The organism is uncultured Campylobacter sp. (assembly GCF_938040115.1).
Classification (GTDB): Bacteria; Campylobacterota; Campylobacteria; order Campylobacterales; family Campylobacteraceae; genus Campylobacter_A.
The window spans coordinates 1-2720 of record NZ_CALHXD010000070.1; the positions used below are offsets into that span (position 1 = coordinate 1).

Sequence of the window (2720 nt, forward strand, 5' to 3'; positions counted from 1 at the left end):
ACCGCTTACGGAGGCATCCGCGGCGTACTTTACGTTTAGCTCGGCATTTAGCTCGCCGCTTTTTAAGCTCGCGTCCAGATAGTTTTTAGCGTAAACGAAGTAGCGAGGTAAGTTTGCATCGCTTAGTTTTATATCGGCTTCGATATTTAGAGGCTCTGGCGTAATTTTACCCTTAAGAGCCAAATTTAGCTTTTGCGAGCTTTTCATGTCGATTTTAGCGGTCACTGGCGCAGCTAAATTTTCGCTGATATTTTGTAAATTTATATTTAAACCGTCAAATTTATGCGCTATCTTTTGTCCTTCGAAAATATGCATCACGCCGATATCTGCACCCGTAACGGAGAAGGTTTTGACGCTAAATTTAAAACCGCTTTCCGTATTTTTCGCGCTTTTTTGCTCGGTTTTTTGGCTCTTTTTCGCGGCGTTTTTTTCTGCCGTTTTTTGAGATTTGGCAGGTTTTTTCGCGTTTTCGGTTTTACTTTTTGCTTTTGATTTTTGGGCGGCGGTTTTTTCGCTGTTTAAACCAAGCTCGCTAATAGCGCTAAGCTCGCCGTTTTCTTTTAGTTCGGTTGCAAATTTAGGCTTATTTATACTTACGCTTTCGATGCGCAGCGCGGTTTTAACTATATCTAGATCCGTATCCCTTACGCCGATTTCAGCGACGGCGGCGATCTCTTTATTTTTAGTTTTTAGCGCGATTTTTTGCGCTTTTATTTCACCGATAGAAGCGGTGCTGGCGTTATTTTCCAGCGTAAATTTAGGCGCGTTTATAACGAGCTTTTCTAGGCTTGCCGCACTGTTTTTACCGACCGGGGCGGAGGCGGCATTAAGCGTCAAATTTTTTAGGCTAGCAGCAATATTTTGCCCGTTTATTTTCGCGCCCAGCTCGCTTGCGTTTGCGTCTTTTAGCTTTATCTCGCTGACGCTTTTTTCGGTCAAATTTATCCCGCTAACGCCCAGAGCTTTGAGCGCTGCGGAGGCGTTTATATCGCCCTTTTCGTTTATATCGGCCTTAAGCGCGACGCCGCTTAAATTTAGACTGTTTAAATTTGCCTGCGCCTCGCCTTTAAAGCTCGTGTTTTTAAATTTTATCTCGCTAATATCGGCCGCAAAGCTTCTTTTTTCGCTAACGTCGGCATTTACCTCGATGGCAGGTAGATCAAGCTCCTCTAGGCTCAAATTTTGCCCATCAAGTTGCGCTTCAAACGACTTTAAATTTAAAGCGGCGTTTTTTAATGCAGCCTTGATAACGCCGCCGTCCGCGCTTAGTTCGTAGCTAGTTTTTGCGTTTATGAGCGCGCCGTTTATGCGCAGATCTTGCGTGTCGATGAAGCTAAGAGCGACGGGGCGGACGTTAAAGTCCTTTAGGCTAAGCTCGCCGTAAACTCGAAGCGGCGCAAGGTCGATGCCGCCCTGCCAGTCTAGCTTTTGCGCTAGCGTGGAGTTTGCGTCAAAAACGTGCTTGCCCGCGCTATTTTGCTCGGTATTTATGCCTGAGATTTCGTAGTTTATGCCCTCAAATTTGGCGCTAAAAGGCTGTTTTAAACTCTCGTCCGAGTAGGCAAACGAGCCGCCGATTATCTTTGTGCTGTTTAGGGCGAAATTTATGCTGCTAGTTTCGTTATTTTCGGTGCTAGTAGCGTTTGACTCGCCTAAAAACGCGGCCAAATTTAGCGTGCCGTTTTTATCTCTAGCGATATTTACGCTTGGACTCTCAAGGCGCAAGATATCAACCTCCGCGAGCTTGTTAAATAGCGAAAAAGGCTTAAGCTTGACGTCGATTTGCTCCGCGCTAAAAAGCGGTGCGGTCGTGTTTAACTCAGGGCGTGTGACGTTTAGCTCGAAGGTAAAGGGGTTAAATTTAGCCTCCGCTACGCTAAGGCTCGCGTTTATATCTTTTAGCTTTGCGGGCAAGGTGTTTTTGAGCGCGTAAGGAACGCCTAAAAAGCCTGCGAGCGTGTAGATGAGCAGCAAGCCCGCAAGCGAGCCTAGGATAATAAGAGCGATTTTTTTACTTTTTTGCATAAATTTGCCTCGATTTTTTTGGCGAATTTTACTAGGATTTTGATTAAAGGGCGGTTATTTTGGCAAACTCATACGAAAAATTAGCGCCGTTTCTTAAAAAATTAAAGCCGATATTTGATGCAAATAAACAAAAATCAAATACGGCACAAGATCTCTTTTTGATAAAACTTGGCACCCGTAAACTACGGAGATAATTTAAAATCTAGTCGATAAAATAGCAATTTTACTGTAAAATTCGGAATCAAATTTGTCAAACCGGGGAGCAAAAATGTTTCAGGCTTTCAGAATTTACGATTTTGTAAAAGGCGATGAAAATAGCGATTTTTACGGCGTATTCGTCGATAGACTCTATCCTCGCGGAGTGAAAAAGGAGATATTTTGCTCGTTTTTATGGCTAAAGTCGGTTACTCCGTCAAACGAGCTTAGGTCTTGGTTTCATGAGGACAAAGAGGCTAGATTTGAGGAATTTAAAGTTAAATTTAAGACCGAACTGGCCGATAAAGAGGCAACAGCAGGACTGAACGAGCTAAAAATTCTAGAAAAAAAGCACGGCAAAATCGCTCTATTAACCGCGACTAAAGATATAAATTTAAGCCACGTTGCGGTACTTTTAGAACTACTCAGAGAGTAAAATTTAATTTACCTTTTATTTTTCATATTTTTTCGCTATAATCCCCCAACTTTTTAAATCGATT

Annotated in this window: 2 protein-coding genes; one reads left to right on the forward strand and one right to left on the reverse strand. The window is 43.0% G+C overall.

Features of this window, described 5'->3' with window-relative positions; genetic code table 11:
- Positions 1 to 2025, reverse strand: a 2025-nt coding sequence (locus tag Q0314_RS02800) for a DUF748 domain-containing protein (RefSeq protein ID WP_298056249.1), incomplete at its 3' end; no start/stop codon positions are given.
- A gap of 268 nt (positions 2026 to 2293) precedes the next feature.
- Here Q0314_RS02800 and Q0314_RS02805 point away from each other — a divergent pair.
- Entirely contained in the window at positions 2294 to 2656 is a 363-nt protein-coding gene (locus Q0314_RS02805) for a DUF488 family protein (protein ID WP_298056251.1), read from the forward strand.
- Positions 2657 to 2720 lie beyond the last annotated feature (64 nt).

Excerpts from the sequence above, each read along its gene's own strand:
- Q0314_RS02805 (WP_298056251.1), top strand. The coding sequence starts at position 2,294 with ATGTTTCAGGCTTTCAGAATTTACGATTTTGTAAAAGGCGATGAAAAT.